We start from the raw sequence: 22,640 nt of genomic DNA, 5'->3' as shown, positions 1-22,640 counted from the left end.
GGCGGGGCGGTCCCGGCGGGCTGCGGGGGGGGGGCGGGGGTGGTGTCGCCTCGGGGCGGGGGCGAGCCGTGGGGCCGGGCGGAGGGGATGGGCGCCGTGTCCCGGGCGGCCCCCCGGCACTGTCGGTGCGTGGGGCATTGGTGGGCCGGCGGGCGTGCGGGACAATGGGCCCATGCCTTCCGCACTGCCCGACGGTGAACCCATGCCCGAAGACGGCGCACTGCCGCCGCACGCCCTGGCGGGCGCCGGGGACCGTCCGCTCGGGTTCTACCTGCACGTCCCGTACTGCGCCACGCGCTGCGGGTACTGCGACTTCAACACGTACACCGCCACCGAGCTGCGCGGCAGCGGAGGCGTGCTCGCCTCCCGGGAGAACTACGCCGACACCCTCGCCGACGAGGTCCGCCTCGCCCGCAAGGTCCTCGGCGACGACCCCCGGCCGGTCCGCACGGTCTTCGTCGGCGGCGGCACCCCGACCCTGCTGCCGGCCGCGCACCTCGTCCGCATGCTGGCCGCCGTCCGGGACGAGTTCGGCCTCGCGCCCGGCGCCGAGGTCACGACCGAGGCCAACCCCGAGTCGGTCGACGCCGCCTACCTGGCCGAACTGCGCGAGGGCGGCTTCAACCGGATCTCCTTCGGCATGCAGAGCGCCAAGCGGCACGTCCTGCAGGTGCTGGACCGCACCCACACCCCCGGGCGCCCCGAGGCCTGCGTCGCCGAGGCCCGCCGGGCCGGCTTCGAGCACGTCAACCTCGACCTGATCTACGGCACCCCCGGCGAGAGCGACGACGACTGGCGCGCCTCCCTCGACGCCGCGCTCGGCGCGGGCCCCGACCACGTCTCCGCGTACGCGCTGATCGTCGAGGAGGGCACCCGGCTCGCCCGCCGGATCCGGCGCGGCGAGGTCCCCATGACCGACGACGACGTCCACGCCGACCGGTACCTGATCGCCGACGAGGTCCTCGCCGGCGCCGGCTTCCACTGGTACGAGGTGTCGAACTGGGCGACCTCCGAGGCCGGGCGCTGCCTGCACAACGAGCTGTACTGGCGCGGCGCCGACTGGTGGGGCGCCGGGCCCGGGGCGCACAGCCACGTCGGCGGGGTGCGCTGGTGGAACGTGAAGCACCCCGGCGCGTACGCGGCCGCGCTCGCCGGCGGGCGCTCGCCCGGGGCGGGCCGGGAGCTGCTGTCCGCGGAGGACCGCCGCGTCGAGCGGATCCTGCTGGAGCTGCGGCTGGCGGAGGGCGCACCGCTGGAACTGCTCGCCGAGCAGGGGCTCGCCGCCTCGCGCCGGGCGCTCGCGGAGGGGCTGCTGGAGGCCGGGCCGTACCGCGAGGGGCGGGCCGTGCTCACGCTGCGCGGGCGGCTGCTCGCCGACGCCGTGGTCCGGGACCTGGTGGACTGAGCCGGCGGGGCCGCCGCGCCCGTCAGCCGCCGGGGGCCGTGACGAAGTCGATCAGTTCCTCGACGCGGCCCAGCAGGGACGGCTCCAGGTCGCGGTACGACGCGACGCGGGACAGGATGTGCTGCCAGGCGGCGCCGGTGTTCTCCGGCCAGCCCAGGGCCCGGCAGACACCCGTCTTCCAATCCTGCCCGGGCGGGACCTCCGGCCAGGCCGCGATCCCCAGCGAGGACGGCTTCACCGCCTGCCAGACGTCCACGTACGGGTGGCCCGCGACCAGGACGTGCTCGCCGGACACCTCCGCGGCGATCCTGGACTCCTTCGACCCCGGGACGAGGTGGTCCACCAGCACGCCCAGGCGGGCGTCCGGGCCGGGCGCGAACGCGGCGACCACGGCCGGCAGGTCGTCGACGCCCTCCAGGTACTCCACGACGACACCCTCGATCCGCAGGTCGTCGCCCCAGACCCGCTCGACGAGCTCGGCGTCGTGCCGGCCCTCCACGTAGATGCGGCCCGCCCGGGCCACCCGCGCCCTGGCGCCGGGGACGGCGATCGAGCCCGACGCGGTGCGCCGCGGGCCGGCCGGGGCCCGGGAGGGCCGTACGAGGGTGACGGGGGCGCCCTCCAGCAGGAACCCCCGGGGCTCCAGCGGGAACACGCGCCGCTTGCCGAAGCGGTCCTCCAGGGCCACCGTGCCCGCCTCGCAGGCGACGACGGCCCCGCAGAAGCCGGTGCCCGCCTCCTCCACCACCAGGCCGGGCTCGGCCGGCACCTCCGGGACGGGCCTGGGGCGCTTCCACTGCGGGGTCAGGTCGGGGGAGTACTCGCGCATCCGGCCGACACTAGGAGAGCCGACGCGCTCAGGCGCCCGACACGCCGAAGCGCGCCGCCAGTGTGGCGCGTTGCGCACGGACGAACGCCGCGTCGACCACCGCCCCGTGCCCCGGCACGTACAGGGCGTCCTCGCCGCCCAGCGCGAGCAGCCGGTCCAGCGCCGCGGGCCACCGGCCCGGCACCGCGTCGGGGCCGGCCTGCGGCTCCCCGGACTCCTCCACCAGGTCGCCGCAGAAGACCGTCTCCCGCTCGCCGGGCACGAGCACCGCCAGGTCGTGGCGGGTGTGGCCGGGGGAGACGTTCGCCAGGAGCGCCTGGACGCCGCCCAGGTCCAGCGTCCACTCGCCCGACACCAGGTGCCGCGGGACCACCAGCAGGTCGGCCGCCTCGGCGGCGTCCGCCGGGTCCAGTCCCTGCCGCACGGCGTCGCCGCGGAGCTCTTCGCGGCCCGCGGAGAGCTCGGCATCGAGGCCGACGGCGCCGTAGACGTCGGCGCCGGCGAAGGCCGCACCGCCCAGAACGTGATCGAAATGGCCGTGGGTGAATGCGATATGGGTCACGTGCCGGCCCGTCAGGTGCTCCGCCTCGGCCCGCAGCAGGGCCCCCTCCCGGACGCTCGAACCGGGGTCGACGATCAGTACGGAATCGTCCCCCACCACCAGTCCCACCGTGCAATCCCACACCGGGAGGCGCTTCCGGCCGGTCCGCCGGGTCAGCCTCTCCCAGCCCGCCTCTTCCCAAGCCACGTCCATACCGCGACGCTACCTGGCGGGCCGCCCTTGCTAGCCGCGTACCCCCCGGCCGTACACTGACCGGGGGATCTCTGGCACTCGTACGACCCGAGTGCCAAAACGAACGACCACCACGACCCGCATCACAGCTGGAGGTGCGCGCGATGCTCAGCGAACGCAGACTCGAGGTGCTGCGCGCCATCGTCCAGGACTACGTCGGGACGGAGGAGCCGGTCGGCTCCAAGGCGCTCACGGAGCGGCACCGGCTCGGCGTCTCGCCCGCCACCGTGCGCAACGACATGGCCGTGCTGGAGGAGGAGGGCTACATCGCCCAGCCCCACACCAGCGCGGGCCGCATCCCCACCGACAAGGGCTACCGGCTGTTCGTGGACCGGCTGGCGGGGGTCAAGCCGCTGTCGACGCCCGAGCGCCGGGCCATCCAGAACTTCCTCGACGGGGCCGTCGACCTCGACGACGTCGTCGGCCGCACCGTGCGGCTGCTCGCGCAGCTGACCCGGCAGGTCGCGATCGTCCAGTACCCCTCGCTGACCCGCTCGACCGTCCGGCACGTGGAGCTGCTCTCGCTGGCTCCCGCGCGCCTGATGCTCGTGCTGATCACCGACACGGGGCGGGTCGAGCAGCGGCTCGTCGACTGCCCGGCGCCCTTCGGCGAGGCCTCCCTGGCCGACCTGCGGGCGCGGCTCAACAGCCGGGTCGTGGGCCGCCGGTTCACGGACGTCCCGACGCTGGTGCAGGACCTGCCCGAGTCGTTCGAGCCGGAGGACCGGGGCACGGTGTCGACCGTGCTGTCGACGCTGCTGGAGACCCTGGCCGAGGAGGCCGAGGAGCGCCTGATGATCGGCGGCACCGCCAATCTGACGCGCTCCGGACACGATTTCCCCCTGACGATCAGGCCGGTGCTGGAGGCGCTTGAGGAGCAGGTCGTGCTCCTCAAGCTGCTCGGCGAGGCCAATGAATCGGGCATGGCTGTACGAATCGGGCACGAGAATGCCTACGAGGGACTGAACTCCACGTCCGTCGTCTCGGTCGGCTACGGTTCGGGCGGCGAGACAGTCGCCAAACTCGGCGTGGTCGGACCGACCCGCATGGACTACCCCGGAACGATGGGAGCGGTACGCGCAGTGGCACGTTACGTCGGACAGATCCTGGCGGAGTCGTAAGTGGCCACGGACTACTACGCCGTACTCGGCGTGCGCCGCGACGCATCGCAGGACGAGATCAAGAAGGCCTTCCGCCGCCTGGCGCGCGAACTCCACCCGGACGTCAACCCGGACCCGAAGACGCAGGAGCGCTTCAAGGAGATCAACGCCGCGTACGAGGTGCTCTCGGACCCGCAGAAGAAGCAGGTCTACGACCTCGGCGGCGACCCGCTGTCCTCCTCGGGCGGCGGCGGCGCCGGCGGCTTCGGTGCCGGCGGCTTCGGCAACTTCTCCGACATCATGGACGCCTTCTTCGGCCAGGCGGCGCAGCGCGGCCCGCGCTCGCGCACCCGCCGCGGCCAGGACGCCATGATCCGCCTGGACCTGGAGCTGGACGAGGCCGCCTTCGGCACGACCAAGGAGATCCAGGTCGACACGGCCGTCGTCTGCACCACCTGCTCCGGTGAGGGCGCCGCTCCCGGCACCTCCCCGCAGACGTGCGACATGTGCCGCGGCCGCGGCGAGGTCTCGCAGGTCACCCGGTCCTTCCTGGGCCAGGTCATGACCTCGCGCCCCTGCCCGCAGTGCCAGGGCTTCGGCACGGTCGTGCCCACCCCGTGCCCCGAGTGCGCGGGCGACGGCCGGGTCCGCTCCCGCCGCAGCCTCACGGTGAAGATCCCCGCCGGCGTCGAGAACGGCACCCGGATCCAGCTCGCGGGCGAGGGCGAGGTCGGCCCCGGCGGCGGCCCCGCCGGCGACCTGTACGTGGAGATCCACGAGCTGAACCACCCGGTCTTCCAGCGGCGCGGCGACGACCTGCACTGCACGGTCACCATCCCGATGACCGCGGCGGCGCTCGGCACCAAGTGCCCGCTGGAGACGCTGGACGGCATGGAGGAGATCGACATCCGGCCCGGCACCCAGTCCGGCCAGTCGATCCCGCTGCACGGCCGCGGCGTCACCCACCTGCGCGGCGGCGGTCGCGGCGACCTCATCGTGCACGTCGAGGTCCAGACCCCCGCCAAGCTGGACGCCCAGCAGGAGGAGCTGCTGCGGCAGCTGGCCAAGCTGCGCGGCGAGGAGCGCCCCATGGGCCAGTTCGCCCCCGGCCAGCAGGGTCTCTTCAGCCGCCTGAAGGACGCCTTCAACGGCCGCTGACCGGCCGCATCGCAACAGCCGCCGAGCCCGGCCCGGGAACGTCCCCGGGCCGGGCTCGGCGCCTTCCCGGGGCGCCGGGGCCGCCCGGCGCCGAGCACCGTGCCGGGCCGATGCGGTGATTCGGCCCCGTGAGCGGGACATGGCACGATGCGGTGCATGTCCTCGCCACTGAACGGTCTCGCCCGGTACCCGATCGTGCAGGCACCCATGGCGGGCGGCGCCTCCTGCCCGCCGCTCGCCGCCGCGGTGTGCGAGGCCGGCGCCCTGGGCTTCCTCGCCGGCGGCTACAAGACCGCCGACGGGATGTACCAGGAGGTCAAACGGCTGCGCGCGCTCACCCGGCGCGCCTTCGGCGTCAACCTCTTCATGCCGCAGACCGGCCACGCCGACCCGGCCGCGATCGAGACGTACCGCGGGCAGCTCGCCGGCGAGGGCAGCTGGTACGACGTGTCCCTCGCCGAGGAGGACACCGCCGGCACCGGCGACGACGGCTACGACGCCAAGCTCGCGATCCTCCTGGAGGACCCCGTCCCCGCCGTGTCGTTCACCTTCGGCTGCCCCGCCCCGCAGGTCCTCGCCGCCCTGCGCAGGGCCGGCACGTACAGCATCGTCACCGCCACCTCGGTCGACGAGGCCCGCGCAGCCGAGGCCGCGGGGGCCGACGCCGTCTGCGTCCAGGGCGTCGAGGCAGGCGGCCACCAGGGGACCCACCGCGACGACCCCCAGGCCGACGCCACCGCCGGAGTCGGGCTGCTCGCCCTCGTCGCCCAGGTCCGGGAGGCCGTCGGGCTGCCGATCATCGCTGCGGGCGGGCTCATGCGCGGCTCGCAGATCGCGGCCCTGCTCGCCGCCGGGGCCGAGGCGGCGCAGCTCGGCACCGCCTTCCTGCCGTGCCCCGAGTCGGGGGCGCACCCGCTGCACAAGAAGGCGCTCACCGACCCGATGTTCCCGCACACCGAGCTGACCAGGGCGTTCTCGGGACGCCCCGCACGCGGCCTGGTCAACCGGTTCATGCGCGAGCACGGGCCGTACGCCCCGGCCGCCTACCCGCAGGTCCACCACATCACCGCCGGGCTGCGCAAGGCGGCCGCCGCGGCGGGGGACCCGCAGGGCATGGCGCTGTGGGCGGGCCAGGGGCACCGGCTGGCGCGGGCGCTGCCCGCGGGGCAGCTGGTGGAGGTGCTGGCCGCCGAGATCGCCGAGGCGCAGAGCGCTCTGAACGACATGCAGAAGAGGAGTACGTCATGACCGCCCCCGTGTTCGTGGTGGAGGAGGTCCCGGCGGGGCCGCGGTTCGTCCTGGACGGCGCCGAGGGCCGGCACGCGGTGTCCGTGAAGCGGCTCGCCCCGGGCGAGGAGGTCGTCCTCACCGACGGCCGCGGCGGCTGGGCCGAGGCCGTCGTCGAGGCGGCCGAGGGCAAGGACCGGCTCGTCGTCGCCGTGTCCGCGACGGGCGAGGAGCCGGAGCCCGAGGTGACGATCACCGTGGTGCAGGCCCTGCCCAAGGGCGACCGCGGCGAGGTGGCCGTCGAGACGATGACGGAGACCGGCGTCGACGCGATCGTGCCCTGGCAGGCGTCCCGCTGCATCACCCAATGGCGCGGCGACCGCGGCGCCAAATCCCTCGCCAAGTGGCGCAGCACCGCCCGCGAGGCCGGCAAGCAGTCGCGGCGCGTCCGCTTCCCCGAGGTGGCCGAGGCGATGTCCACCAAGCAGGTCGCGGCGCTGCTGGCCGGCGCCGACCTGGCCGTGGTCCTGCACGAGGACCGCGACGCCCCCTCCGAGGCGCTGGCCGGGACCGAACTGCCGAAGTCCGGATCCGTCGTCCTGGTCGTGGGTCCCGAGGGCGGCGTCTCACCGGAGGAGCTCGCCGCCTTCGCGGCGGCCGGCGCCCGCACGTGCCGGCTGGGCCGCTCGGTGCTGCGCACCTCCACCGCGGGCACCGCGGCCGCCGCGGTGCTGCTGGCCCGGACCGGCCGCTGGTCCTGAAATGCCGCCGGGCGGCGGCGGGCCGCCCGATACGATGCCCGAACCGATCAACACCCGTGCGGGCGGCAGCGCCCGCGCCACCGTCACGGAAGGCGAAGCCATGGCAGGGGAACCGCAGGCGGACTGCCTGTTCTGCAAGATCGTCGCGGGGACCGTCCCGGCGACCGTGGTCCGGGAGACCGAGACGACCGTCGCGTTCCGGGACATCAACCCCCAGGCGCCCACCCATGTCCTGGTCATCCCCAAGGCGCACTACCCGGACGCGGCCTCCCTCGCCGCGGGCGCGCCCGACCTCGCCGCCGACGTGCTCCGCGAGGCCGGCGAGATCGCCGCCCAGGAGAAGGTCGACGACCACGGCTACCGGATCGTCTTCAACACCGGTGCAGGGGCGGGCCAGACCGTCTTCCACACGCACGCGCACGTCCTCGGCGGGCGCGGCCTCCAGTGGCCGCCGGGGTAGCCCGTGTCCGTACGCGAATTCGTGGTGCTGGGCACCGCCAGCCAGGTGCCCACCCGCCACCGCAACCACAACGGCTACCTCCTGCGCTGGGACGGCGAGGGCATCCTCTTCGACCCCGGCGAGGGCACCCAGCGCCAGATGCTGCGCGCCGGGGTGGCCGCGCACGACATCAACCGGATCTGCATCACGCACTTCCACGGCGACCACAGCCTCGGCCTCGCCGGCGTCGTCCAGCGCATCAACCTCGACCAGGTCCCGCACCCCGTCACCGCGCACTACCCGGCCTCCGGGCAGGTCTTCTTCGACCGGCTGCGGTACGCCACCGCCTACCGGGAGACCGTCAAGCTCCGCGAGGAGCCCGTCGCCGGTGACGGCGTGCTCGCCGAGGGCCCCCCGTACCGCCTGGAGGCGCGCCGGCTCTCCCACCCGGTGGAGTCCTTCGGCTACCAGATCACCGAGCCCGACGGGCGGCGCATGGTCCCCGAGCTGCTCGCGCGGCACGGCGTCAAGGGGCCCGACGTGGGCCGCATCCAGCGCGAGGGCCGGCTGGGCGCGGTCACCCTGGACGACGTCAGCGTGCCGCGGCCCGGCCAGCGGTTCGCGTTCGTCATGGACACCCGGCTGTGTTCCGGCGCGGAGGAGCTCGCCGAGGGCTGCGACCTGCTGGTCATCGAGTCGACCTTCCTCGACGAGGACGAGCGCCTGGCCGCCGACCACGGGCACCTGACCGCGGGCCAGGCGGCGCGCGTCGCCCGCGGCGCCGGCGTGCGGCACCTGGTGCTGACGCACTTCTCGCAGCGCTACGGCGACCCCGGCGAGTTCGAGCGCCAGGCGCGCGCGGCCGGTTTCGAGGGGGAGCTGACCGTCGCGGCGGACCTCGCACGGATCCCCGTCCCGAGGCGGGCCGACGCCTGACCCGGGGGCGGCGGGGCGGCGGGCCCGGGCGCCCTCCGCGCCCGCCCGCGCCTCCCGCCGAGGCCCCCGCACGAGGGGATCACGAGCCGCGGAGGAGTCCCGCGGTAGTGATGTGCGCCACACTGGGTTTCCGTCCCGCCGGGGACGGGCACGGCTGTCGGATTTCCGCCGCGTTCCGCTGCGCGACGCCTTGCAGAAACGACCCTTCGCGCCGATCGGGGAGAACACCGTGGTCAACCGGGACAGTCGCTTCAGCCGCAACGCCGCAGTGGACCCCCTCGGTCCGGTGCGCGACCCCGAAGAGCCGGGGTGCGACGTCTTCCTGACCGGCACGGTCTTCCTCGACATCATCTTCACCGGCCTCGACTCGGCCCCCGTGCGCGGCACCGAGTCCTGGGCGCGCGGCATGGGCTCCAGCCCCGGCGGCGTCGCCAACATGGCCACCGCCCTGGCCCGGCTCGGCCTGCGCACCTCGCTCGCCGCCGCCTTCGGCGACGACCACTACGGCGAGTACTGCTGGGACGCGCTGGAGCAGGGCGAGGGCATCGACCTGTCCATGTCCCGGACCGTCCCCGGCTGGCACAGCCCCGTCACCGTCTCCATGGCGTACGAGGGCGAGCGGACGATGGTCTCGCACGGCCACGAGGCGCCCCCCGGCTTCGGCCACGAAGGCGCGGCCGGGCCGGGAGGCGCCGTCTTCCCCCAGTGCCCGCCCCGCACGCGGGCCGCCGTGGCCTCGCTCACCCCGGGCCGCGGGGACGGCTGGATCGGGGAGGCCGCCCGCCACGGGGCGCGGATCTTCGCGGACGTCGGCTGGGACACCACCGGCCGGTGGGAGCTGGCCGGGCTGACCGATCTGGAGCACTGCGAGGCGTTCCTGCCGAACGCGGGCGAGGCCATGCGGTACACGCGCACGGACTGCCCGCGGGCGGCGGCCCGGGCGCTGGCCGAGCGCGTCCCGGTCGCGGTCGTGACCCTGGGCGCGGAGGGCTCGTACGCCGTGGACTCCGGCACCGGGGAGACGGCAGAGGTGCCCGGGATCGCGGTCGACGCCCTCGACCCGACGGGCGCGGGCGACGTGTACGTGGCCGGGTTCGTCACCGGCTCGCTGGCCGGCTGGCCGCTGGCCGACCGGCTGGCCTTCGCGGGCCTGACGGCCGCCCTGTCCGTCCGCGAGTTCGGCGGCTCCCTCTCGGCCCCCGGCTGGGCCGAGGTCGCCCACTGGTGGGCGGACGCCCCGGACGGGCTGCGGGAGCGGTACGCCTTCCTCGACGAGCTGGTCCCGCCCGCCTGCGGGCACGCCCCGCGCCGCCGGGCCGTCCCGACGATCGGCTTCCGCCACTCCGCGTGAGCCCGGCGCCCGGCCGCCCGGCGGGACGGGACGGGCGGCCGGTAAAACCCCTCGGTGCCGCCCGGCCGGCGACGTACCCTTGGTACTCCGGAGGTCGTCGATCGGCGCGACCCCTCAGCGGGAGGTATGTGCAGGCCACAGTGCCGGCCCATGACTCAGACATCCACAGCCCACACCCCGGCGCAGGGTCAGGCGCGAGCCCACTTCACCGTCCCGGCGAGCCATCCGATGGTGGCCGTGCTCGGCTCCGGTGACGTCCTGCTCCGCGTGATCGAGAAGGCCTTCCCCAAGGCCGACATCCACGTCCGGGGAAACCAGGTCAGCGCGGTCGGGGACGCGGCGGAAGTCGCACTGATCCAGCGCCTGTTCGACGAGATGATGCTCGTGCTCCGCACCGGGCAGCCGATGACGGAGGACGCAGTGGAACGCTCGATCGCCATGCTCAAGGCGAGCGACAACGGCGACGGCCCGCAGGAGACGCCCGCCGAGGTGCTGACCCAGAACATCCTCTCCAACCGCGGCCGCACCATCCGCCCCAAGACGCTCAACCAGAAGCGGTACGTCGACGCGATCGACAAGCACACGATCGTCTTCGGCATCGGCCCCGCGGGCACCGGCAAGACCTACCTCGCCATGGCCAAGGCCGTCCAGGCCCTGCAGTCCAAGCAGGTCAGCCGGATCATCCTGACCCGCCCGGCGGTCGAGGCGGGCGAGCGGCTCGGCTTCCTGCCCGGCACGCTCTTCGACAAGATCGACCCCTACCTGCGGCCGCTGTACGACGCGCTGCACGACATGATCGACCCCGACAAGATCCCGCGGCTCATGGCCAACGGCACGATCGAGGTCGCCCCGCTCGCGTACATGCGCGGCCGCACGCTCAATGACGCCTTCGTCGTCCTCGACGAGGCGCAGAACACGAGCCCGGAGCAGATGAAGATGTTCCTGACCCGGCTCGGCTTCGACTCGAAGATCGTCATCACGGGAGACGTCACCCAGGTCGACCTCCCGGGCGGCACCAAGTCCGGCCTCCGGCAGGTCCAGGCGATCCTCGACGGGGTGCCCGACATCCACTTCTCGAAGCTCACCTCGGAGGATGTGGTCCGGCACAAGCTGGTCGGCCGTATCGTCGATGCGTACGAGAAGTACGACGACAGCCAGGCAGCCCGGGAACCCCGGCCGGCCCGGAACGGCACCCAGCGGAAGTAGAACCCAGCGCACCATGTCGATCGACGTCAACAACGAGTCCGGAACCGAAGTAGACGAGCGGGCGATCCTCGACATCGCCCGCTACGCGCTCACCCGGATGCGGATCCACCCGCTGTCCGAGCTCTCCGTCATCGTCGTCGACGAGGACGCGATGGAGCAGCTCCACATCCAGTGGATGGACCTGCCGGGACCCACCGACGTCATGTCCTTCCCGATGGACGAGCTGCGCCCGCCGTCGAAGGACGACGAGGAGCCCCCGCAGGGGCTCCTCGGCGACATCGTGCTCTGCCCCGAGGTGGCGGAGAAGCAGGGCAAGGAGGCCCCGACGCAGCACTCCATGGACGAGGAGCTCCAGCTCCTGACCGTCCACGGGGTGCTGCACCTGCTGGGCTACGACCACGAGGAGCCCGACGAGAAGGCCGAGATGTTCGGCCTCCAGGCGGCGATCGTGGACGGCTGGCGCGCCGAGCGCGGCCTGACCGGCCCGTCCCCGGCCCCCACCGTCTCGTGACGGCACCGCAGCTCATCACCGGGGCGGTCCTGCTCGTCGTGGTCGCCTGGTTCGCGGCCTGCGCCGAGTCCGGGCTCGCCCGCGTCTCCTCCTTCCGTGCCGAGCAGGCCGTACGGGAGGGCCGGCGCGGCGCCGAGAAGCTCGTCCAGGTCGCCGCGGACACCACCCGCTACCTGAACGTCGCGCTGCTGGTGCGGGTGACCTGCGAGATGGCCGCGGGCGTGCTCGTCACGTACGTCTGCCTCGACGAGTTCGGCGAGAACTGGACGGCGCTGCTCATCGCGATCGGTGTGATGGTCCTCGTGTCGTTCGTCGCCGTCGGCGTCTCGCCGCGCACCATCGGCCGCCAGCACCCGCTGGGCACGGCGACGGCCGCCGCGTACGTGCTCGTCCCGCTGGCCCGCGTCATGGGCCCCGTTCCGCAGCTGCTGATCCTCCTCGGCAACGCCCTCACCCCGGGCAAGGGCTTCCGCAAGGGCCCCTTCGCCTCCGAGGCCGAACTGCGGGCCATGGTGGACCTGGCGGAGCGAGAGTCGCTGATCGAGGACGAGGAGCGCCGCATGGTGCACCAGGTCTTCGAACTCGGCGACACGCTCGTGCGCGAGGTGATGGTGCCGCGCACCGACCTGGTGTGCATCGAGCGCTACAAGACCGTCCGCCAGGCCACGACGCTCGCGCTCCGCTCGGGCTTCTCCCGCATCCCCGTGACCGGGGAGAACGAGGACGACATCGTCGGCATCGTGTACCTGAAGGACCTCGTCCGCAGGACGCACGTCAGCCGCGATGCCGAGACCGACCTCGTCTCGACGGCGATGCGGCCGGCGGCCTTCGTGCCGGACACGAAGAACGCGGGCGACCTGCTGCGGGAGATGCAGCAGGTCCGCAACCACGTCGCCGTCGTGATCGACGAGTACGGCGGCACGGCGGGCATCGTCACCATCGAGGACATCCTTGAGGAGATCGTCGGGGAGATCACCGACGAGTACGACCGGGAACTCCCGCCCGTCGAGGAGCTGGGCGGGGACCGCTACCGGGTCACCGCGCGCCTGGACATCACCGACCTCGGCGAGCTGTTCAAGGTCGACGCCTTCGACGACGAGGACGTCGAGACGGTCGGCGGCCTGCTGGCGAAGGCGCTCGGCAGGGTCCCGATCGCCGGTGCGTCCGCGGTGGTCGAGCTGCCCGACGGGCGGCCGCTGCGGCTGACGGCGGAAGCCCCGGCCGGCCGCCGGAACAAGATCGTGACAGTGCTGGTGGAGCCGGTGGAGACCGCCGCGGACGAGGACGGCGAGGCCGGGTGACGCCGGCGGAGCTGCGCGCCCTCTGCCTCGGCTTCAACGCGGCGGTCGAGGAGTTTCCCTTCGGGCCCGAGACCTCCGTGTTCAAGGTGCTCGGGAAGGTGTTCGCGCTGTCGGCGCTCGACGGAGAACCGCTGAAGGTGAACCTCAAGTGCGAGCCCGAGAACGCGGTGCGGCTGCGTGCCGAGCACGAGGGCGTCGTCCCGGGCTGGCACATGAACAAGCGGCACTGGAACACGGTCACCGCGGGCGGCTCCGGCGCCGTCCCGGACGCGCTGGTCCGCGAGCTCGTCGAGGACAGCTACGACCTGGTGACCGCCGGCCTGCCGCGGGCGGAGCGGCTCCGGCTCGACCGGCCCTGAAGAGGCGCTGCAAAGGTCCCGGGAAAGGCCCTGACCAGGGCGGACCGTGCCGGCCGTGGGATGAAGGTCACTCCGCCCTCCGCCCCTCGCGGCACGGAACCCGCCCGACCGCCGTCTATGTTGGTCCAGGCCAATCCGTGATCCTCCACGGCCCGGGGGGACCGCCCGGATCACGGGGCACGGGGGACGGAGGGGAGAGCGCCTCGGCGGGGCCGTCGTACGGCTCCGCCGAGGCGCTCCCTATGCTGTCGGCCATGACCGAGAGCACCGGGATCAACCCCGAGGACAGCAAGATCATCACGCTGGCGCGCAGCGCCCGGGCCCGCAACGAGGTGCCCGAGGGCGCGGCGGTCCGCGACGAGACGGGCCGCACCTACGTCGCCGGAACGGTCGAGCTGGACTCCCTCCGGCTGAGCGCGCTCCAGACCGCCGTCGCCATGGCCGTGGCCAGCGGCGCCCGCTCCCTGGAGGCCGCGGCCGTGGTCAGCCGCGCCGAGGAGGTCGCCGCCGCCGACCGCGCGGCCGTCCGCGACCTCGGCGGCCCCGACACCCCGGTCCTGCTGGCGGGCCCGGACGGCACCCTCCGCTCGACCACCCCGGCCGGAGCCTGACCCCGCCGCACGGCACGGCCCGGCCGGCGCCCCTCAGGCGGCGGCCGGCGCGGGCCGCGCGGGGCGGCGGATGACCATCGCCATCAGGGCGGCCAGCGCGCACAGCGCCCCCGAGGCGTACCAGACCACGTCGTACGAGCCGAAGGCGTCCCGGGCCGCGCCGCCGAGGAAGGCGACCGCAGCGGCGCCGACCTGGTGCGAGGCCAGGACCCAGCCGAACACGATCGCGCTGTCGTCGCCGTAGTGCTCCCGGCACAGCGCCACCGTCGGCGGGACGGTCGCCACCCAGTCCAGCCCGTAGAAGACGATGAAGAACACCATCGGCGGGTGCACCGACGGCGCCAGCAGCATCGGCAGGAACAACAGGGACACCCCGCGCAGGGCGTAGTACACCGCCAGCAGGCGGCGCGCCTCGAAGCGGTCGGTGAACCAGCCGGACGCCACCGTGCCGACGACGTCGAAGACGCCGATCACCGCCAACAGCCCGGCCGCGGCCGTCACCGGCATCCCGTGGTCGTGTGCCGCCGGCACGAAATGCGTTTTGACCAGGCCGTTGGTGGAGGCGCCGCAGATCGCGAAGGTGCCGGCCAGCAGCCAGAACGGCCCCGTCCGCGCCGCCCGCAGCAGCACCGCGACCGCCCGCCGCGCCGCCCCCGGGACGGGAGCCGGCTTCGCCGCGTACGCACCCCCGTACGGGGCGAGCCCCACGTCCGCGGGGTGGTCGCGCAGCAGCAGCCACACGAACGGGACCACCGACAGGGCCGCCAGCGCGACCGTCACCGCCGCGGGCCGCCAGCCGTGGTGCTCGACCAGCCACGCCAGCAGCGGCAGGAAGACGAGCTGGCCCGAGGCGCCCGCCGCCGTCAGGACGCCCGTCACCAGCCCGCGCCGGGCGGTGAACCAGCGGTTCACCACCGTCGCGGCGAACGCGAGCGCCATCGAGCCGCTGCCCAGGCCCACCAGCACGCCCCAGAACAGCACCAGCTGCCAGGCCGCCGTCATCCACACGGTCGCCAGCGAGCCGCCCGAGATCACCAGCAGGGCCAGCGCCACGATCCGGCGGATGCCGAAGCGGTCCATCAGGGCGGCGGCAAACGGCGCGGTGAGCCCGTACAGGGCGAGATTCACCGAGACGGCGAACCCGATCGTCCCCCGCGACCAGTCGAACTCCGCGTGCAGCGGCTCGATGAGCAGGCCCGGCAGGGACGCGAACGCGGCGGCGCCCACGATGGTGACGAAGGTGACGGCGGCGACCCACCAGGCGCGGTGGACGCGCCCGCGGGCCGCCGGGGGAGGCCCCGCGCGATCGGCCGCGGCGGGATCGGCGGCGGTAGCTGTCTGTTCCACGCCGACAGCATCCGGGCACCCCCGCCCCGCACGACAGTGGCCCGGCTGCCACCCTTCGATACGATCGGGCCATGGCCCCCCACCGCGTCGCCGTCCTCGCGCTCCCCGGCCTGCTCCCCTTCGAGCTGGGCATCCCGCACCGGATCTTCGGCCGCGCCCGGGACGCCGCCGGGGAACCGCTGTACGAGATCCTGACCTGCGCCCTCGCCGCCGGCCCCGTCCGCACGGACGCCGACTTCGCCGTCCACGTCGAGCACGGACCCGAACTCCTCTCCACCGCCGACACCGTCGTCGTCCCCGCCTCGTACGAGCTGGGGCCCGTCTACGAGGAGGGCCGGCTCACCCCCGGGCTCGCGGCCGCGCTCGCGCACATCCGGCCCGGCACCCGGCTCGTCTCCATCTGCACGGGCGGCTACGTCCTGGCCGCCGCCGGATACCTCGACGGCCGCCCCGCCACCACCCACTGGGGCCACGCCGAGCACTTCCGGCGGCTCTTCCCCGCCGTCCGCGTCGACCCGGACGTCCTCTACACCGACGACGGGGACGTCCTGACCTCCGCCGGCGTCGCCTCCGGCATCGACCTGTGCCTGCACATCGTGCGCCGCGACCACGGCGCCGCCGTCGCCAACGACGTGGCCCGGCGGACCGTCGTCCCCCCGCACCGGGACGGCGGGCAGGCCCAGTTCGTCGACCGCCCCGTCCCGAACCCGCGGGCGGCCGGCACGGCCGCGGCCCGCGCCTGGGTGCTGGACCGCCTCCACGAGCCCATGCGCCTCGCCGACCTGGCCCGCAAGGAGTCCATGTCGGTGCGCACCTTCACGCGCCGCTTCCGCGAGGAGGCCGGGGTCAGCCCCGGGGAGTGGATCACCGGGCAGCGGGTGGAGCGGGCCAGGCAGCTCCTGGAGCGGACGGACCTGCCGATGGAGCGGGTGGCGCGCGAGGCCGGGTTCGGGACGGCGCAGTCGCTGCGCAAGCACCTCCAGGCGGCCCTCGGAGTCAGCCCCACCGCCTACCGCCGCACCTTCCGGGCGGCCGATCCGGCCGGTACGCCCCCCGCGGCGCGGCCCGCGCCGTGACCGGCCCGCGCCCCCCTCGGCGGCGGCCTGGTCGGCGCGGGGAGCGGCATCGGGGAGAATGGCCCGTATGAGCGATCGTTCCCCCGAGTCCACCGCCCCGCACCGTGCGGGTTTCGCCTGCTTCGTCGGCCGCCCCAACGCGGGGAAGTCGACCCTGACCAACGCACTGGTGGGCACCAAGGTCGCGATCACCTCCAACCGGCCGCAGACCACCCGCCACACCGTCCGCGGGATCGTGCACCGCCCCGACGCCCAGCTCGTCCTCGTCGACACCCCCGGCCTGCACAAGCCGCGCACCCTCCTCGGCGAGCGGCTGAACGACGTCGTGCGCACGACGTGGGCCGAGGTCGACGTGATCGGCTTCTGCCTGCCCGCCGACCAGAAGCTGGGCCCCGGCGACAAGTTCATCGCCAAGGAGCTCGCGGGGATCAGGAAGACCCCCAAGATCGCCATCGTGACCAAGACGGACCTGGTCGACTCCAAGGCGCTGGCCGAGCAGCTCATCGCGATCCAGCGGCTGGGCGAGGAGCTCGGCATCGAGTGGGCCGAGATCGTCCCCGTCTCCGCCGTCGGCGACAACCAGGTCGGACTGCTGGCCGACCTGATCGCGCCGATGCTGCCCGAGAGCCCGCCGCTCTACCCCGAGGGCGACCTCACCGACGAGCCCGAGGCCGTGATGGTCGCCGAGCTCATCCGCGAGGCCGCCCTGGAGGGCGTCCGCGACGAGCTGCCGCACTCCATCGCCGTCGTGGTCGAGGAGATGATCCCCCGGGAGAACCGCCCGGCGGACCGGCCGCTGCTCGACATCCACGCCAACGTCTACATCGAGCGGCCGAGCCAGAAGGGCATCATCATCGGCCCCAAGGGCTCCCGCCTGAAGGAGGTCGGGATGAAGTCGCGCAAGCACATCGAGGCGCTGCTCGGCACCCCCGTCTTCCTCGACCTCCACGTGAAGGTCGCCAAGGACTGGCAGCGCGACCCCAAGCAGCTGCGCAAGCTCGGCTTCTGAGGGCGGCCGCCCCTGCGGACTTCCCTAACGCAGGCGGCGGACCTTCACCGTGTTGTCGGTGCGGGTCCCCGGCCGGCCGTCGGGCGCGGGCTGGTCCTTCTCGTACTCCTCGGCGACCAGGACCTCCCAGTCGCCCTCCGGCAGCTCCAGTTGGCCGAGGACCTCGTCCGGCCTGGGGAAGTGGACGGGCGGACGGTCCTCCTCCGCCTGCCAGGACGCCCAGCCGCCGTGGCCGACGACCAGCAGCACCCCGCCCGGGGCCACGGCTCCCGCGGCAGCGCGCAGGATCCGGGCGCGGGGGAAGTCCCCGTAGGCGTGCAGGAAGCAGGCCGAGACGAGGTCGAACTCCCCGGCCGGGAAGGACTCGCCGAGGTCGTGGCGGCGGAAGTCGACACGGTCCGCGACCCCCGCCTCGGCCGCGTGCCCTGCGGCCCGCTCCAGCGCGACGCCGGAGATGTCGGTGGCGGTCACCCGCCAGCCGCGCCGGGCCAGCCAGACGGCGTCCGCCCCCTCGCCGCACCCCAGGTCCAGCGCCCGGCCGGGCGGAAGATCCCCGGCCTCGCGGACCAGCGCCTCGTTCGGGTTGCCGCTCCAGATGCGGTCGCTCTCACCGTAGCGGGCGTCCCAGAACTCCTCGCCGGAGAGGGAGCCGGCCGCCGCCTCCGCCGCGGCGTGCCGGTGCTGGTCGTGGGGGGTGTGCTCGGACACGGAGTCCTCCTCGGTCTACGGGCTGTGGTGGGCCCGATGCTGCGCCGCCCGGCGGGCCGGGGCCAAGCACCCTTGCCGTTTCGGCAAGCCGCGGCGGCCTGATGCGCGGGCGGCCGCGCCCGGTCGCCCCCGCCGGGCCGTCAGTCCTCGTCCGCGGGCTCGGCGATCAGGGCCGTCGCCACCGTCCGGAAGCCGGCCCGGGCGTAGACGCGGGCCACCGCCTCGTCGCCGGCCGACAGGAACACCGTACGGGCGCCGCGCGCGAGGGCGTCCGCGACGAGGGCGGCGGTCACGCCCAGCGCGAGGCCGCGGCGCCGGGCCGCGGGCAGGGTGGCGACGCCGACCACCTCGGCGGTGTCGCCTACCGGGATGTACTGGCCGGAAGCCAGGACCGTGCCGTCCTGCACCGCCACCGCCAGGGCGGTGCGCCCCGAGGCCAGGTCCGCGGACACCGACTCCCGGCGGGCCGCGGCCAAGGGCTGCTCCATCGCGGCGGCGAGTTCCGCCGGGCCCGCCGCGCCGACCGCGGTGCCCGGGTCGGCGAAGGCCAGCAGGGGGACCGCCACGGCCGCGGGCAGCAGTGCGTCGTCCGGGCCGATCAGCCGGACGCCGGGGTGCGCAGGCCCGGCCGGAGCGGACTGCTCCAGCACCATCAGGGGATGCGCGTGGACCCGCAGCCCGGCCTCCTCCGCGGCGGCGCGCAGCCAGGGACTGGTTTCGGCCACCCATTCGAACGCCTGCGGCACGCCCAGTTCGCGCTGGCGCTCCCTCACGCGGGCCACGTCGCCCGCTGTCGCGCCGGAGCTGCCGAGCGCGGGCCGGGCGTAGTACGGCCAGCCGGTGCCCTCGCGCACGAAGAGGGTGAGCGGGCCGAAGTCCTCGGCCCGCGCACCCCCGGCGCGCGGCGCGGTGTCGTAGTACGCCTCGATACGGGCCAGCGGTGTCAGCCGTGTCGGTGTCATCGGACCATACAAACAAGGAAGGACCTGCTCAGGCACCTTCTTTCAGGAGGCGGGTGATCAGGGCCCGCTGGGCGTCCGTCAGGTGCGGGTCGTGGCAGTGCACGGTCCGCCCGTCGACCGTGATCCGGTAGGAGAACCCGTCCCGGACGCCCGGCGCCGGACCGCCCGCGGCAGGCCGCAGCGCCAGCTGGGCCAGGGCCCGCCACTCGTCCTCGTCGGGCCGGCCCGCCGTGTCCACCTCGGCCCGCCGCTCGATGCCGGCGAAGCCGCCCGTCCGCACCACCTCGATCCTCATGGCCGTCCTCCTGTCCGGGGCCGGCCGCGCTACGCGACGCCCACCGTCGACCAGGCCTTCTGCAGCGCCCGGTGCTCCTCGCCGCCCTCGCCGTAGCGGGCGGCGGCGGCCGCGGTCGAGAGCCGGGCGAACTGGGCGAAGGTCGCCTTGGCGGTGAGTTCGCCGCCGGTCAGGGTGTCGTACCAGATCTGGCCGGCGCGCTCCCAGGCCTTGCCGCCGAGCTCGGTGGCGGCCACGTAGAAGGCGCGGTTGGGGATGCCGGAGTTGATGTGGACGCCGCCGTTGTCGCGCAGGGTGTCGACGTAGTCGTCCATGCTCGCGGGCTGCGGGTCCTTGCCGAGCTCGTCGTCGTCGTACGCGGTGCCGGGCGCCTTCATCGAGCGCAGGGCCACGCCGCTCACGTTCGGCCCGAGCAGGCCGGCGCCGATCAGCCAGTCGGCCTCGTCGGCGGTCTGGCCCAGCGTGTACTGCTTGATCAGCGAGCCGAAGACGTCGGACATCGACTCGTTGAGGGCACCGGACTGGCCGCGGTAGACGAGGTTGGCCGTGTACTGGGTGACGCCGTGGGCGAGCTCGTGGCCGATGACGTCCACGGCGACCGTGAAGTCGAGGAAGAGGTCGCCGTCCCCGTCGCCGAAGACCATCTGGCTGCCGTCCCAGAAGGCGTTGTTGTAGTCCCGGCCGTAGTGGACGCTCGCGTCCAGGGCGAGCCCGGCGTCGTCGATGGAGCGCCGCCCGAAGGCCTTCAGGAACAGCTCGTGCGTGGCGCCCAGGCCGGCGTACGCGCGGTTGACCGTGGCGTCCTGGGAGGCCTCGTCCCCCTCGCCGCGGACCTTCCGCCCCGGCAGCCGGGTGCGGTGCTCGGCGTCGTACACGGTCCGCTGCGGCTCGTCCGGGGCGGGCGCGCCCAGGGACGGCGCGGTGAAGGGGCGCGCGGTGGTGACGTTGCGCCGGGTGCGCAGGGAGGCATCGTGCTCCAGGGTGCGCAGGGCGGAGTCGGCGCGGCCGGCGTTCCGGGAGCCGGCGATCCGGTCGAGCATGTGGGGAGGCACGACCGTGCAGAACGGGGCGGGGACGGCAGTGTGGGTGTGGGAGGCATCCATCCAGGCAATGTGGCAGTGAGTCACTTTCATGTCACTAGCTGCAACCATGATTCATTCGGTTGTCTGAAAGATGCCGCGGCGTGTTGACGGATCCCCCGGAGCCCGGCGCATCGAAAGAGACGTAGGCCACATAGGGTACAAATCGGACAGGCGGGTCCCGCATACTGGAACGGCCCCTCGCGCCACGGCGCGGCTCGGCTAGGCTCGGCCCATCATGCGTTTCGGGCTGCTTCTGCTTAGCTGCCGCGGCGAGGGTCTGCAGTCGTAGGTCGACCCCCTCCCCGCGGAGTCTGGTGTTGCGGTTTACGACCGCCGTCGGCCGTTCAGCGATCCCCACGCGGACACCCGAGGAGCCCTACGCCATGAGCCAGCACACCTTCGCCGGTCGCCCCACCCCGATCACGAACGCGACCCACGCGCAGCAGCCGTCCGGGATGCCGATCCACAAGTACGGCCGCTACGAGCAGGTGGACCTGCCCGACCGCACCTGGCCCGACGCCCGAGTGACCAAGGCGCCCCGCTGGCTGTCCACCGACCTGCGCGACGGCAACCAGTCGCTGATCGACCCCATGACCCCCGCCCGCAAGCGCGAGATGTTCGACCTGCTGGTGCGCATGGGCTACAAGGAGATCGAGGTCGGCTTCCCCTCCTCCGGCGAGACCGACTTCGCGTTCGTGCGCTCCATCATCGAAGAGGGCGCCATCCCGGACGACGTGACCATCTCGGTCCTGACCCAGGCCCGCGAGGACCTGATCGAGCGGACCGTGGAATCGCTGGTCGGCGCCAGGCGCGCCACCGTCCACCTGTACAACGCCACCGCGCCGACCTTCCGCCGGGTCGTCTTCCGCGGCTCCAAGGAGCAGATCAAGCAGATCGCCGTCGACGGCACCCGCCTGGTCATGGAGTATGCCGAGAAGCTGCTGGGCCCCGAGACCGTCTTCGGCTACCAGTACAGCCCGGAGATCTTCACCGACACCGAGCTGGACTTCGCCCTGGAGGTCTGCGAGGCCGTCTGCGACGTATGGCAGCCCGGCCCCGGCCGCGAGATCATCCTGAACCTGCCGGCCACCGTGGAGCGCTCCACGCCCTCGACGCACGCCGACCGCTTCGAGTGGATGGCCCGCCACCTGACCCGCCGCGAGCACGTCTGCCTGTCGGTCCACCCGCACAACGACCGCGGCACCGCCGTCGCCGCCGCCGAGCTGGCCCTGATGGCCGGCGCCGACCGCATCGAGGGCTGCCTGTTCGGCCAGGGCGAGCGCACCGGCAACGTCGACCTGATCACCCTGGGCATGAACCTGTTCTCCCAGGGCATCGACCCGCAGATCGACTTCTCCCAGATCGACGAGATCCGCCGCACCAGCGAGTACTGCAACCAGATGCCGGTCCACCCGCGCCACCCCTACGCGGGCGACCTGGTCTACACGGCCTTCTCCGGCTCCCACCAGGACGCCATCAAGAAGGGCTTCGACGCCATGGAGGCCGACGCTGCCGCCCAGGGCAAGACCGTCGACGAGATCGAGTGGGCCGTCCCGTACCTGCCGATCGACCCCAAGGACGTCGGCCGCTCGTACGAGGCCGTCATCCGCGTCAACTCGCAGTCCGGCAAGGGAGGCGTCGCGTACGTCCTGAAGAACGACCACAAGCTGGACCTGCCGCGCCGCATGCAGATCGAGTTCTCGAAGATCATCCAGGCGAAGACCGACGCCGAGGGCGGCGAGGTCACGCCGAAGGCGATCTGGGACATCTTCTCCGACGAGTACCTGCCCAACCCGGACAACCCGTGGGGCCGCATCCAGCTGCGCGCCGGCTCGACCGCCACCGACAAGGACGGCACCGACACGCTGACCGTGGACGCCGTCGTGGACGGCGTCGAGACCGTCCTGAACGGCACCGGCAACGGCCCGATCTCCGCGTTCTTCGACGCCCTGGCCTCCATCGGCGTCGACGCCCGCCTGCTGGACTACACCGAGCACACGATGAGCGAGGGAGCCTCCGCCGTCGCCGCCTCCTACATCGAGTGCGCGATCGACGGCCGCGTCCTGTGGGGCATCGGCATCGACGCCAACACCACCCGAGCCTCCCTGAAGGCGGTCGTCTCCGCCGTCAACCGCGCAGGCCGCTGACCCGCCCTGGCGGGCCCGCCGCCGCCC

Annotated in this window: 23 protein-coding genes; 16 read left to right on the top strand and 7 right to left on the bottom strand. The window is 73.8% G+C overall.

Features of this window, described 5'->3' with window-relative positions; all coding sequences use genetic code 11:
• The first annotated feature begins 172 nt into the window (after positions 1-172).
• Entirely contained in the window at positions 173-1,405 is a 1,233-nt protein-coding gene (gene hemW / locus EF903_RS10765; protein WP_125542977.1) for a radical SAM family heme chaperone HemW, read from the top strand.
• A 22-nt stretch (positions 1,406-1,427) separates the two neighbouring features.
• Here the strand turns inward: hemW and EF903_RS10760 are convergent, their stop codons facing one another.
• Positions 1,428-2,234: a DUF3097 domain-containing protein gene (locus tag EF903_RS10760; protein WP_125542976.1), complete on the bottom strand. Its 807-nt coding sequence runs from the start codon at positions 2,232-2,234 to the stop codon at positions 1,428-1,430.
• Between the two features lie 28 nt (positions 2,235-2,262).
• Positions 2,263-2,988 carry an MBL fold metallo-hydrolase gene (locus EF903_RS10755; protein WP_125542975.1) on the bottom strand — a complete coding sequence of 242 codons (726 nt, stop codon included), beginning with the start codon at positions 2,986-2,988 and terminating at the stop codon, positions 2,263-2,265.
• Between the two features lie 143 nt (positions 2,989-3,131).
• On the opposite strand from EF903_RS10755, the gene hrcA reads away from it, so the two are divergent.
• The 12 genes from hrcA (at position 3,132) to EF903_RS10695 (ending at position 13,987) form a co-directional block, all read left to right on the top strand.
• Positions 3,132-4,148 carry a heat-inducible transcriptional repressor HrcA gene (hrcA, locus tag EF903_RS10750; protein WP_125542974.1) on the top strand — a complete coding sequence of 339 codons (1,017 nt, stop codon included), beginning with the start codon at positions 3,132-3,134 and terminating at the stop codon, positions 4,146-4,148.
• Entirely contained in the window at positions 4,149-5,285 is a 1,137-nt protein-coding gene (dnaJ, locus tag EF903_RS10745) for a molecular chaperone DnaJ (protein ID WP_125542973.1), read from the top strand.
• Positions 5,286-5,441: 156 nt separating this feature from the next.
• Entirely contained in the window at positions 5,442-6,533 is a 1,092-nt protein-coding gene (locus EF903_RS10740; protein ID WP_125542972.1) for a nitronate monooxygenase, read from the top strand.
• Entirely contained in the window at positions 6,530-7,273 is a 744-nt protein-coding gene (locus EF903_RS10735; RefSeq protein ID WP_125542971.1) for a 16S rRNA (uracil(1498)-N(3))-methyltransferase, read from the top strand. The genes EF903_RS10740 and EF903_RS10735 overlap by 4 nt, the downstream gene beginning before the upstream one ends.
• Before the next feature lie 100 nt (positions 7,274-7,373).
• Positions 7,374-7,733 (top strand): histidine triad nucleotide-binding protein, encoded by a 360-nt coding sequence (locus EF903_RS10730; protein ID WP_125542970.1) that lies wholly within the window; start codon positions 7,374-7,376, stop codon positions 7,731-7,733.
• A gap of 3 nt (positions 7,734-7,736) precedes the next feature.
• A complete protein-coding gene (locus EF903_RS10725; RefSeq protein ID WP_125542969.1) occupies positions 7,737-8,648 on the top strand; it encodes a ribonuclease Z in 912 nt (303 codons plus the stop codon).
• A gap of 268 nt (positions 8,649-8,916) precedes the next feature.
• The gene (locus tag EF903_RS10720; RefSeq protein ID WP_125542978.1) at positions 8,917-9,999 is read left to right on the top strand and encodes a carbohydrate kinase family protein; all 1,083 of its coding nucleotides are present in this window, start codon (positions 8,917-8,919) and stop codon (positions 9,997-9,999) included.
• A 150-nt stretch (positions 10,000-10,149) separates the two neighbouring features.
• Complete coding sequence (locus EF903_RS10715) at positions 10,150-11,205, top strand: PhoH family protein (RefSeq protein WP_125542968.1); 1,056 nt, start codon at positions 10,150-10,152, stop codon at positions 11,203-11,205.
• Positions 11,206-11,218: 13 nt separating this feature from the next.
• The gene (gene ybeY / locus EF903_RS10710; protein ID WP_125542967.1) at positions 11,219-11,716 is read left to right on the top strand and encodes an rRNA maturation RNase YbeY; all 498 of its coding nucleotides are present in this window, start codon (positions 11,219-11,221) and stop codon (positions 11,714-11,716) included.
• A complete protein-coding gene (locus tag EF903_RS10705; protein WP_125542966.1) occupies positions 11,713-13,017 on the top strand; it encodes a hemolysin family protein in 1,305 nt (434 codons plus the stop codon). Before ybeY ends, EF903_RS10705 begins: the two co-directional genes overlap by 4 nt.
• The gene (locus EF903_RS10700; RefSeq protein WP_125542965.1) at positions 13,014-13,376 is read left to right on the top strand and encodes an MmcQ/YjbR family DNA-binding protein; all 363 of its coding nucleotides are present in this window, start codon (positions 13,014-13,016) and stop codon (positions 13,374-13,376) included. Before EF903_RS10705 ends, EF903_RS10700 begins: the two co-directional genes overlap by 4 nt.
• Positions 13,377-13,630: 254 nt before the next feature.
• Positions 13,631-13,987, top strand: a complete 357-nt coding sequence (locus EF903_RS10695) for a cytidine deaminase (protein ID WP_125542964.1) — start codon at positions 13,631-13,633, stop codon at positions 13,985-13,987.
• 33 nt (positions 13,988-14,020) lie between these two features.
• Here the strand turns inward: EF903_RS10695 and EF903_RS10690 are convergent, their stop codons facing one another.
• Complete coding sequence (locus EF903_RS10690) at positions 14,021-15,334, bottom strand: MFS transporter (protein WP_125542963.1); 1,314 nt, start codon at positions 15,332-15,334, stop codon at positions 14,021-14,023.
• Positions 15,335-15,405: 71 nt separating this feature from the next.
• On the opposite strand from EF903_RS10690, the gene EF903_RS10685 reads away from it, so the two are divergent.
• Complete coding sequence (locus EF903_RS10685; protein WP_125542962.1) at positions 15,406-16,410, top strand: GlxA family transcriptional regulator; 1,005 nt, start codon at positions 15,406-15,408, stop codon at positions 16,408-16,410.
• Between the two features lie 58 nt (positions 16,411-16,468).
• The gene (era, locus tag EF903_RS10680; protein ID WP_114057497.1) at positions 16,469-17,419 is read left to right on the top strand and encodes a GTPase Era; all 951 of its coding nucleotides are present in this window, start codon (positions 16,469-16,471) and stop codon (positions 17,417-17,419) included.
• Positions 17,420-17,443: 24 nt separating this feature from the next.
• Here era and EF903_RS10675 read toward each other — a convergent pair whose 3' ends face one another.
• The 4 genes from EF903_RS10675 to EF903_RS10660 all read right to left on the bottom strand — a co-directional run bounded on the left by EF903_RS10675 (position 17,444) and on the right by EF903_RS10660 (position 20,487).
• Positions 17,444-18,127: a class I SAM-dependent methyltransferase gene (locus EF903_RS10675; protein WP_125542961.1), complete on the bottom strand. Its 684-nt coding sequence runs from the start codon at positions 18,125-18,127 to the stop codon at positions 17,444-17,446.
• Between the two features lie 140 nt (positions 18,128-18,267).
• On the bottom strand, positions 18,268-19,089 hold the full coding sequence (locus EF903_RS10670; protein WP_125542960.1) for a GNAT family N-acetyltransferase: 822 nt from the start codon (positions 19,087-19,089) through the stop codon (positions 18,268-18,270).
• 28 nt (positions 19,090-19,117) lie between these two features.
• Positions 19,118-19,384 (bottom strand): protealysin inhibitor emfourin, encoded by a 267-nt coding sequence (locus tag EF903_RS10665; protein WP_125542959.1) that lies wholly within the window; start codon positions 19,382-19,384, stop codon positions 19,118-19,120.
• A gap of 29 nt (positions 19,385-19,413) precedes the next feature.
• Complete coding sequence (locus EF903_RS10660) at positions 19,414-20,487, bottom strand: M4 family metallopeptidase (protein WP_125542958.1); 1,074 nt, start codon at positions 20,485-20,487, stop codon at positions 19,414-19,416.
• Positions 20,488-20,849: 362 nt separating this feature from the next.
• On the opposite strand from EF903_RS10660, the gene leuA reads away from it, so the two are divergent.
• Positions 20,850-22,613: a 2-isopropylmalate synthase gene (gene leuA / locus EF903_RS10655; protein WP_125542957.1), complete on the top strand. Its 1,764-nt coding sequence runs from the start codon at positions 20,850-20,852 to the stop codon at positions 22,611-22,613.
• The last annotated feature ends 27 nt before the right edge of the window (positions 22,614-22,640 follow it).

This window comes from Streptomyces sp. WAC05292 (assembly GCF_003949955.1).
GTDB classification, from domain to species: Bacteria; Actinomycetota; Actinomycetes; order Streptomycetales; family Streptomycetaceae; genus Streptomyces; species Streptomyces globosus.
The sequence above is the reverse complement of the archived record's forward strand: the minus strand, read 5'-3'. Positions and strand labels throughout refer to the sequence as shown.

Coding starts and splice junctions, on each gene's coding strand:
- EF903_RS10730 (WP_125542970.1), top strand. CDS start 7,374: ATGGCAGGGGAACCGCAGGCGGACTGCCTGTTCTGCAAGATCGTCGCG.
- EF903_RS10760 (WP_125542976.1), bottom strand. CDS start 2,234: ATGCGCGAGTACTCCCCCGACCTGACCCCGCAGTGGAAGCGCCCCAGG.
- EF903_RS10665 (WP_125542959.1), bottom strand. CDS start 19,384: ATGAGGATCGAGGTGGTGCGGACGGGCGGCTTCGCCGGCATCGAGCGG.
- EF903_RS10695 (WP_125542964.1), top strand. CDS start 13,631: ATGACCGAGAGCACCGGGATCAACCCCGAGGACAGCAAGATCATCACG.
- EF903_RS10685 (WP_125542962.1), top strand. CDS start 15,406: ATGGCCCCCCACCGCGTCGCCGTCCTCGCGCTCCCCGGCCTGCTCCCC.
- EF903_RS10755 (WP_125542975.1), bottom strand. CDS start 2,988: ATGGACGTGGCTTGGGAAGAGGCGGGCTGGGAGAGGCTGACCCGGCGG.
- ybeY (WP_125542967.1), top strand. CDS start 11,219: ATGTCGATCGACGTCAACAACGAGTCCGGAACCGAAGTAGACGAGCGG.
- EF903_RS10740 (WP_125542972.1), top strand. CDS start 5,442: ATGTCCTCGCCACTGAACGGTCTCGCCCGGTACCCGATCGTGCAGGCA.
- leuA (WP_125542957.1), top strand. CDS start 20,850: ATGAGCCAGCACACCTTCGCCGGTCGCCCCACCCCGATCACGAACGCG.
- EF903_RS10670 (WP_125542960.1), bottom strand. CDS start 19,089: ATGACACCGACACGGCTGACACCGCTGGCCCGTATCGAGGCGTACTAC.
- EF903_RS10735 (WP_125542971.1), top strand. CDS start 6,530: ATGACCGCCCCCGTGTTCGTGGTGGAGGAGGTCCCGGCGGGGCCGCGG.
- EF903_RS10660 (WP_125542958.1), bottom strand. CDS start 20,487: ATGGATGCCTCCCACACCCACACTGCCGTCCCCGCCCCGTTCTGCACG.
- EF903_RS10715 (WP_125542968.1), top strand. CDS start 10,150: ATGACTCAGACATCCACAGCCCACACCCCGGCGCAGGGTCAGGCGCGA.
- era (WP_114057497.1), top strand. CDS start 16,469: ATGGCCCGTATGAGCGATCGTTCCCCCGAGTCCACCGCCCCGCACCGT.
- hemW (WP_125542977.1), top strand. CDS start 173: ATGCCTTCCGCACTGCCCGACGGTGAACCCATGCCCGAAGACGGCGCA.
- hrcA (WP_125542974.1), top strand. CDS start 3,132: ATGCTCAGCGAACGCAGACTCGAGGTGCTGCGCGCCATCGTCCAGGAC.